The organism is Ruixingdingia sedimenti (assembly GCF_031432425.1).
Classification (GTDB): domain Bacteria; phylum Pseudomonadota; class Alphaproteobacteria; order Rhodobacterales; family Rhodobacteraceae; genus Ruixingdingia; species Ruixingdingia sedimenti.
Genome location: NZ_JAVKPH010000008.1, coordinates 102160 through 111214 on the forward strand (window position 1 = coordinate 102160; position 9055 = coordinate 111214).

General features: G+C 70.2%; 7 protein-coding genes. 5 read left to right on the top strand and 2 right to left on the bottom strand.

Annotated features, from left to right (window positions below; translation table 11 throughout):
- Positions 1 to 7: 7 nt before the first annotated feature.
- A complete protein-coding gene (locus RGD00_RS09475; protein WP_310457079.1) occupies positions 8 to 394 on the bottom strand; it encodes a hypothetical protein in 387 nt (128 codons plus the stop codon).
- Positions 395 to 589: 195 nt separating this feature from the next.
- On the opposite strand from RGD00_RS09475, the gene RGD00_RS09480 reads away from it, so the two are divergent.
- The 3 genes from RGD00_RS09480 to RGD00_RS09490 are packed head-to-tail and all read left to right on the top strand — an operon-like array spanning position 590 to position 3692.
- Entirely contained in the window at positions 590 to 1576 is a 987-nt protein-coding gene (locus RGD00_RS09480) for a glutathione S-transferase family protein (protein WP_310457080.1), read from the top strand.
- A gap of 56 nt (positions 1577 to 1632) precedes the next feature.
- Positions 1633 to 2805, top strand: a complete 1173-nt coding sequence (locus RGD00_RS09485; RefSeq protein ID WP_310457081.1) for a lytic murein transglycosylase — start codon at positions 1633 to 1635, stop codon at positions 2803 to 2805.
- Positions 2805 to 3692 (top strand): glycosyltransferase family 2 protein, encoded by an 888-nt coding sequence (locus RGD00_RS09490; RefSeq protein ID WP_310457082.1) that lies wholly within the window; start codon positions 2805 to 2807, stop codon positions 3690 to 3692. Before RGD00_RS09485 ends, RGD00_RS09490 begins: the two co-directional genes overlap by 1 nt.
- A 181-nt stretch (positions 3693 to 3873) precedes the next feature.
- Here the strand turns inward: RGD00_RS09490 and smc are convergent, their stop codons facing one another.
- A complete protein-coding gene (gene smc / locus RGD00_RS09495) occupies positions 3874 to 7329 on the bottom strand; it encodes a chromosome segregation protein SMC (RefSeq protein WP_310457083.1) in 3456 nt (1151 codons plus the stop codon).
- Positions 7330 to 7554: 225 nt separating this feature from the next.
- Between smc and RGD00_RS09500 the strand changes: the two genes are divergently transcribed.
- Both RGD00_RS09500 and RGD00_RS09505 read left to right on the top strand, forming a co-directional pair.
- Positions 7555 to 7770, top strand: a complete 216-nt coding sequence (locus tag RGD00_RS09500; RefSeq protein ID WP_310457084.1) for a hypothetical protein — start codon at positions 7555 to 7557, stop codon at positions 7768 to 7770.
- A 497-nt stretch (positions 7771 to 8267) separates the two neighbouring features.
- The gene (locus RGD00_RS09505) at positions 8268 to 8969 is read left to right on the top strand and encodes a sugar transferase (RefSeq protein WP_310457085.1); all 702 of its coding nucleotides are present in this window, start codon (positions 8268 to 8270) and stop codon (positions 8967 to 8969) included.
- Positions 8970 to 9055 lie beyond the last annotated feature (86 nt).

Genomic DNA, 9055 nt, shown 5'->3' on the forward strand with positions numbered 1-9055 from the left:
TCGCCGGTCACAACCGGGGCAGCAGCGACAGTAGTTTGCGCGGCGGGGACTCGCCGCGCCAGTAATCCGCCGCCGGGGCATCCGCCGCGGCGGTCGCGCGCTTGAAGGTGCAGATCAGCTCGCCCGCCTCGATCTCGCTCGCCACGATCAGGCAGGTCAGCAGCAGGTTCGGCCCCTCATGCACCTCGACGAAGCCGCGCAGCCGTTGCGGCACGCGCGCGGCGTCCAGCGAAAAGCCGTCGTGCCACAGCCGCAGGATGGGAAACACCGCCCCGCCCACTTGCAAGCGCAGCCGCTTGCCCCCCGCCCGTTCAAGGCGGCGCGCGCGGGCAAAGCCCTCGGCGATCTCCGGCGGCAGATGTTCCAGCATGGTGCCCCCCCCCGGCCCGGGCATTCCCGGGCCCCTGACGATTCCCACCCATCATACCGCGAATTCACGACAATTGCGCATCGCACCGCGCAATGCGCGGGGGCGTGGCGCGGCGGCTACAGCCGGATGTGCGGCAGCGCAGGGAACATGCGCGCGCGCCAAGGGTTGCACCAGATCGCGTGGCCGCTATCTCGGGCAGGGAAACAAGGAGGCGCGGCCATGGGGCAACTGGTCAACGGGATCTGGGATCCGTCCTGGTACGACACCAAAAGCACCGGCGGGCGGTTCGAGCGCACGGTGACGCGGTTCCGCAACTGGATCACCCCCGACGGCGCGCCGGGGCCCTCCGGCACCGGCGGGTTCGCCGCCGAATCGGGGCGCTATCACCTCTATGTCTCTTACGCCTGCCCATGGGCGCACCGCACGCTGATCTTCCGCGCGCTGAAGGGGCTGGCGCCGCATATCGGCGTGTCTGTCGTCCATCCCGACATGCTGGCCGATGGCTGGACCTTCGCCGGCGATTTCCCCGGCGCGACGGGCGACCGGCTGCACGGCCTGCCCTTCCTGCGCGACCTTTATACCCGCGCGGTCCCCGATGTGTCGGGCCGCGTCACGGTGCCGGTGCTGTGGGATACGGCGAGCGGCGCCATCGTGTCGAACGAAAGTTCGGAAATCATCCGCATGTTCAATTCGGCCTTCGACGGGCTGACCGGCAACACCGCCGATTTCTGGCCCGAACCTTTGCGCGCGGCGATCGAGGCGGTGAACGACCGCATCTATCCGGGCTTCAACAACGGCGTCTACCGCGCCGGTTTCGCCACCACGCAGGACGCCTACGACACCGCGGTGCAGGAGGTCTTCGATACCCTCGACTGGCTGGAGGATCTTCTGACCCGCCAGCCCTTCCTTGCGGGGGAGCGGGTGACAGAGGCGGACTGGCGGCTTTTCACCACGCTGGTGCGGTTCGACATGGTGTATCACCTGCATTTCAAGTGCAACCGCAGGCGGCTGATCGACTATCCGGCGCTTTGGGCCTATACGCGGCAGCTTTACCAATGGCCCGGCGTGGCGGCGACGGTGAAGATGGACCATATTGTGCGCCACTATCACTACAGCCACGACACGATAAACCCGAACCGGATCATCCCCATCAACCCGGTGCTGGACTTCACGGCCCCCCATGGCCGCCCCGCCCCGCGGGGCTGAGCGGTTGCCACAGGCGGGCGGGGTGCTAATCTGCGCGGGAATTTCAGGAGTTTCCGATGCGTTTGCCCCTTGCCCTCGCCTTCGCCCTTCTGGCCCTTCCCGCGCGGGCGGATGTGCCCTGCGGCGGCCCCTTCCCCGCCTTCATCGCGGGGCTGAAGGCAGAGGCCGTGGCGCAGGGCCATGACCGGGCCAGGGCCGACGCCTTCTTCCGCACCGCCGCGCAGGATCCGGCGGTGATCCGTGCCGACCGCGCGCAGGGCGTGTTCCGCAAGACCTTCACCGAATTCGCGCGCAGCCTGATCAGCCAGAACCGCGTCACCACCGCCGCCGCCAAGTCGCGCCAGCATGACGCGCTGTTCACCCGTGCCGCGCGCGACTACGGCGTGCCGCGCGGGATCCTGCTGGCCTTCTGGGCGTTCGAGACCGATTTCGGCGCGGTGCAGGGCGATTACAACACCCTGAACGCGCTGGTGACGCTGGCCCATGACTGCCGCCGCCCGGGCCTCTTCCGCCCGCAGGTGCTGGCCGCGCTGGCGCTGTGGGAACGCGGCCAGTTCGACCCCGCGCGCACCACCGGGGCATGGGCGGGCGAAATCGGGATGGTGCAGATGCTGCCCGCCGACATCCTCGCCCGCGGGGTGGATGGTGACGGCGACGGCAAGGTGCTGCTGAAAACCTCGGTTGCGGATGCGATCCTGTCGGGCGCGCGGATGCTGCGCGATCTGGGCTGGCGACCGGGCGAGCCGTGGTTGCAGGAAGTCACCGTGCCCCCCGATCTCGACTGGTCGCTGTCGGGTATCGACAAGGCCCCGCGCACCGCGGACTGGGCCCGGCGCGGGGTGAAGCCCCGCCACGGCCACCTGCCCGAGGGCGGGTTGCCCGCATCCCTGCTGTTGCCGCAGGGCAGGAAGGGGCCGGCGTTCCTCGTCTATCCGAACTTCCATGTGCTGTTCGAATGGAACAAGAGCTTCGTCTATGTCACCACCGCCGCCTATTTCGCCGCCCGTATCGAGGGCGCGCCGGTGTTCGACGCAGGCGCCCCCGACCCGGCGTTGGGTGCCGACCAGATGAAGGCGCTGCAAACGAAACTCCGGGCGCGGGGCCATGACGTGGGGGCGGTGGACGGCATCCTCGGCGCGATGACGCGGGTGGCGGTGCAGAAGGAACAGATGCGTCTCGGCCTGCCCGCCGACGCCTGGCCCACGCGCGCGCTGCTGGACGCGCTCTGATGCCGCGTTGGGGGGTCTGCGCCACCGTCAAGGCGCCGGTGGATCAGGTGCTGGCCTTCGTCGCCCATCACCGCGCCTTGGGGGCGGAACGGATCTGGATCCACCTCGACGACCCCGACGATCCGGCGGTGGCGGTGCTGGAACCGCTGAAGGGCGTCCGCGTCATCCGCTGCACCGACGACTACTGGCAGCGCAGCGTGGGCCGCCGCCCGCCCACGCATCAGCTGCGCCAGTTCCGCAACGTGAACCGTTGCTATCACCGCGCCAGGGTCGATTTCCTCGCCCATCTGGACGTGGACGAATACCTGTTGGCCGACCGCCCGGTGGCCGAGGTGCTGGCCGATCTGCCCGAGGATCGCCTGATCCTGCGGGTCGAACCGTGGGAGGCGCTGCACACCCCCGGCCTGCCCGACGACATCTTCACCGCCCGCCACTTCCGCCGCCAGATGCCGGGGCCGGACCCGGCGCTGGCCGCCCGCCTTTTCGGCCGCTTCGCGCCGCTGCTGGAAAAGGGGATGCTGAGCCATACCGTCGGCAAATGCTTCTTCCGCACCGGCGAGCCGCGGCTGAAACCCAATATCCACGGCGCAAGGATCGAGGGCGAACGCGTGTTCGGCGGCCGTTTCAGCCCCGACCTCGCGCTGCTGCATTTCCATGCCGAAGATCCCGCACGCTGGCAAAAGGGCCTCGCCTTCCGCCTGTCGAAGGGCGCCTACCAGTTCCTGCCCGATCTTCAGGCGCATCTGCTGGCCGCCGACGCGGCCGAAATCGCCGCCTTCTACGACATGGTGCAGACCGCCCGCCCCGAGGCGCTGGAGGCCCTGCGCGAGGCCGGATTGCTGCGGGAACATGACCTGGGATTGCGGGCGAAGGTGGCGGCGCTGTAGCCCAAGCCCGGCGGTGGTGCGGGTGGAGGGGGCGGTGGCCTCCGGCGGGGATATTTAAAGACAGAAAGTGAAGAGGGCGCGCCCTTATTGCAGGGCGGGTGCGGCTTCATCTTTTCCCAAATACTCCCGCCGGAGGCTGCCGACAGAAGCCACGGGCACCGCCGCCGGGCGGGCGCACAGGTCAGGCCACAAGCTGTTCCGCGCGCTTGAGGTCGACGCTCACCAGCTGGCTCACCCCCTGTTCGCCCATCGTCACGCCGAACAGCCGGTCCATCCGCGCCATCGTCACCGCATGGTGGGTGATGATGAGAAACCGGGTTTCCGTGCGCCGGGTCATCTCGTCCAGCAGGTCGCAGAAGCGGGTGACGTTCGCGTCGTCCAGCGGCGCGTCCACCTCGTCCAGCACGCAGATCGGCGCGGGGTTGGTCAGGAACACGGCGAAGATCAGCGCCATTGCCGTCAGCGTCTGTTCGCCCCCCGACAGCAGGCTGAGGGTGGACAGCTTCTTGCCCGGCGGCTGGCACATGATTTCCAGCCCGGCTTCCAGCGGATCGTCGGATTCGACCAGCACCAGCCGCGCCTCGCCCCCGCCGAAGAGATGGGTGAAGAGCGTGGCGAAGGTGGTGTTGACCTGTTCGAACGCCGTCAGCAGCCGTTCGCGCCCCTCGCGGTTCAGCCCGGCGATGCCGGCGCGCAGTTTGCGGATCGCCTCTTCCAGATCGAGTTTTTCGCCCTTCAGCGTGTCATGTTCCACCTGCACCTCGCGCGCGTCCTCTTCCGCGCGCAGGTTGACGGCGCCGAGCGCGTCGCGGGCGCGGCGCAGGCGGGCGGCCTCTGATTCCAGCGCGTCGGCGGCGGGCAGGGTCGCGGGGTCGGCCTGCAATTGCGCGGCAAGCGCGGCGGGGGTGCAGTCGGCGGCCTCGGCGATGCGTTCGGCGGCCAGCGTCACGGCGGTGCGGGCGGCCTCTGCCCGGGCATCCGCACGGGCGCGGGATTCGCGCGCCTCGCCAGCCGCGCGTTCGGCGCTGCGTTCGCCGTCCTGCGCGGCGCGCAGGGCATCCTCGGCGGCGGCAAGCGCCGTGGCGGCGGCGGTGCGGCGTGCCTCTGCCGTGGCGATCGCATCGGACAGTTCGGCGCGCTTGGCGGCGATTTCGTCGGGGCGGGTGGCGGCCTCGGCCTGTTCGGCCTCGGTCGCGGTGCGGCGGTCGGCCAGTTCGGCGATGCGCTTTTCCGCCGTGTCCAGCCGGTGCCGCCAGCCAGAGATTTCCTTGGCGATTTCCTGACGGCGGCGGGTGCGGGCCTCGCCCTCGCGCCGCGCCTCGTCATGGGCGGACCGGCGGGCGATCATGGCCAGCCGCGCGGCCTCCACCCCCGTCTTGGCGGCCTCCAGCCCGGCGCGGGCGGCGGCCATGTCGGGCAGGGCGGCGGCGGCTTCTTCCGCCTCGGCCAGCCGCGCGCGCGCCTCTGCCGCCTCGGCGGAAAACCGGGTGACGGCCAGCGCCGCCGCGTCGCGTTTGGCCCCGGCGATGGAACGGTCTGCCTCTGCCTTGGCCAGCGCCCGGTTCGCCTCGGTCACGCGCTGGTCGGCGGCGCGGCGGGCCTCGCGCGCCTGCTGGTCGGCGCGGGTCAGGTCTGCCAGCCGGGCCTGCAATGCCTCATGCGCCTGTTTCGCCCCGGCGGCACGGGCGGCGACTTCCTCCAGATCGCGTTTCAGCGCGACGAGGCGGTTCAGTTGCCGCAACCGCAGCGCGGTGGCGTTGGGGGCATCATCCGCCCCGGCGCGGAAACCGTCCCACCGCCACAGGTCGCCCTCGGCCGAGACCAGCCGCTGACCCGGCGCCAGCAGCGGTTGCAGCCGCGCGCCATCGGCCCGGGCGACCACGCCGATGCGGGCGATGCGGCGGGCCAGCGCGGCGGGGGCGGTGACGCGGGGGGCCAGCGGTTCGGCCCCCGCGGGCAGGGCGGGGGCATCGGCGTAATCCGCCAGCGTGACCCAGCCAGAGGGCGCGTCGGCCGCGATTTCCGGCGCGCGCAGGTCGTCGGCCAATGCCGCGCCGAACGCGGCCTCGTACCCCGGTTCGACCTGCACGCGGTCGAGCAATTGTTCCCCCGCATGGCTTTCGCGTTCCACCAGCCGGGCGAGTGCCGCGACCTCTGCCCTCAGGGCATTCGCCTCGCCCTCTGCGGCGGATCGGGCGGCGCGGGCCTCTGCCTCGCGCCCCTGTGCCTCTGCCCGGGCGGTTTCGGCCTCGGCCAGAACCTCTTCCGCGCGGGCGGCGGTGGTCTGGGATTCGGTCAGCGCGGCGGCGGCGCGGTCGTGATCCTCTGCCGCGCGGGAAAGGGCGGTTTCGGCGGCCCCGGCGGCCCCCGTGGCGCGGTCGGATTCCGCCGTGGCGCGGGTCAGCGCCGTGCGCGTGTCGGCCAGCAGGCGTTGCGCGGACTGGTGGCGGGCGGACAGGCGCGCGGCGTCCTCGGTCCGTTCGGCCAGGGCGCTTTCCTCTGCCGCCAGATGCGCCGCGGCTTCGCGCGCGGCCTCTGCCAGCGTGGCAAGGCGGGCGTCGTGGCCGTCATGGGCGCGGGCCAGCTGGTCCTGTTCCCATTCCAGCCGCTGGATGGTTTCGCCCGCGTCGCGGTTCAGGCCCGCTTCGCGGTCCATGTCTTTCGACAGTTGCGCGATGCGGGCGGTCAGGGTGGCCAGTGTGTCGCGCGCGCGGGTTTCCTGTTCGTCCAGCGCGTCGCGCTGCACCGTCAGGCGTTGCAGGATCGCGGCGGCGATGGTTTCTTCCTCGCGCCGCGGGGGCAGGGCGTCTTCGGCCTGCACCCGGGCCTTCTGCGCGGCACGTGCGGCACCTTCGGCCCCCGCGGCGGCGCGGGTCTGGGCCTGAAGGTCGGCCTCTGCCTGCATGCGGGCGGCGTCGGATTCGTGCCAGCGGCGGAACAGCAACAGCCCCTCGGTCCGCCGCAGGTCGGCCCCGATCTCGCGATAGCGCGCGGCCTGCCGGGCCTGCCGGGCCAGCGCTGCCAGCTGCGCCGCCAGCTGTTCGATCACGTCCTCCACCCGGGCGAGGTTCTGTTCCGTCGCGTTCAGGCGCAGTTCGGCCTCGTGCCGCCGCTGGTAGAGGCCGGAAATCCCGGCGGCCTCTTCCAGTATCCGGCGGCGGTTCTTGGGCTTGGCGTTGATCAGTTCGGCAATCTGCCCCTGCCGCACCAGCGCGGGCGAATGCGCCCCGGTCGAGGCATCGGCGAACAGCATCTGCACGTCGCGCGCGCGGACCTCTTTGCCGTTCACCTTGTAGGCCGACCCCGCCTCGCGCGTGATGCGGCGGCTGATGTCCAGCGTATCGGAATCGTTGAAGCCCGAGGGCGCCAGCCGGTCGGAATTGTCGATCGACAGCGCGACCTCGGCGAAGGGGCGCGCGGGGCGGGTGGCGGCGCCGGCAAAGATCACGTCTTCCATCCCCTCGCCGCGCATGGCGGTGGGGCGGTTTTCGCCCATCACCCACCGCAGCGCCTCGAGCAGGTTCGACTTGCCGCAACCGTTCGGCCCGACAACGCCGGTCAGCCCCTCTGCGATCGTCAGATCGGTGGGGTCGACGAAGCTCTTGAACCCGTTGAGCCTGAGCCGGGTGAAGCGCACGGGGCCTCCTGCGATGCGGTTGGCGCGATGGTCGGGGCCGGGCGGGTGCAAGTCAACCCGGCCGGGGCATGCGGGTTACAGGGCGGGGCGCGCGGGGGCAAGCCATCTGTTGCGGCGGCGGGAAACCGCGCGGTTTTCGCCCTCATCTCGCCACATTTCGCGCGCGTAAATGTCTGTCAGGTCCACTGGTGCGGTGCCAACCGTGGCGGGGCGAGGAGGCGGTTGATGGCGATCATGGTCATTCTGTTCGGCTGCGTGGCGGGGCTTCTGTCCGGCGCGGTGATGCTGGTGCAGGGCCATGGCCTGCTGGCCGCGCTGATGGCCTATCCGGTTGCCGGTCTGGTGGGGGCGATGCTGGGGCTCGGCTGGGTCCTGTTGCGCCGTAATGCCCGCACCGCCCCCCTGCGCTATCCCGCGGGGGCAGAGGCGCTGCGCCGCTGACGCATCCCGGCGCGGTTGCGCCGGATCTGGAAACATTGCCGGGGGCCCTGCGGGGCCCGCCCCGGCATCGGCGCCATCGGGCGCGGCGCCAGCCTGCGGGCCGGCCCGGCGCCCGTCGTGGCGCGAATCACCCCCGATTCCCGATCTTGTATCCGCTGCCGGTTTCGCGGCCCGGCTGCTACGGGATTCCCCGGGTTCCCGTCAGGGTTGTGGGTGGCGACCGTTGGGCGAAAGAATGGCCGAATTGTGGCGAACAATGCGGCACGATTGACCCTGCGTCGTGCAAAATCGCGCTGTCTTTTCGGTACGAATTCCCCGCGAATAAACATAAAATCGTTCCTAGGGCTGGGGGCTCTGAAAACGGAACGGATCAGATGACGAAGGGATGCGAAAGCAGCCTTGGGGGGCGCGTGGCCTGCCGGGTGCCCGAGGGCGCACGGGCCGGGACAAGATCCGCGTCGGATATGTTTCGGCTTATTGTGCGAAAGTAAGAAACAATGACGATCAACTATACCAAGTTTCCTCGGTCCGAGGCGGTTGCGCGGTCGTTGTCGGATATTTCCTCGACGCAGGATTTCGCCACCATCGGCCTGTCGCCTTATCGGCGCCTGGGCAAACGCCTGTTCGATATTTTTCTTGTCCTTCTGTCGGCGCCTTTCGTGGTGCCGCTGGTGCTGGTGCTCGCCCTGCTGATCGCGCGCGAGGGCGGGCGGCCTTTCTACACCCAGATCCGCGTCGGCCGGGGCGGGCGGATGTTCCGCATGTGGAAACTGCGCAGCATGGTCGTCGATGCCGATGCCCGGATGGCCGCGCATCTGGCCGCCGACCCCGAGGCGCGGCGCGAATGGGACGAAACGCAAAAGCTGCGCAACGATCCCCGCATCACGCGCTTCGGCCGCTTTCTGCGCATGTCCTCGCTGGATGAACTGCCGCAGCTGTGGAACGTGCTGATCGGCGACATGAGCCTTGTGGGCCCGCGCCCGATGATGCCCGACCAGCAGGAAATCTATCCCGGCCGCGCCTATTATGCCCTGCGCCCGGGGATCACAGGTTATTGGCAGACGGCGGGGCGCAACCGCACCAGCTTTGCCGCCCGGGCGCATTACGATGCCGAATATGTCCGCAACCTGTCGCTGCCGACCGATGCGGCGATCCTGATGCGCACCGTGCGGGTCGTGATCGACTGCACCGGCTACTGAAACCGGAAGCCGGATACGAAAGGGCCGCGCCCGCCATGGCGCGGCCCTATTGCGTCGGGGCGGCCGGTTCAGACCAGCCCGTAGGA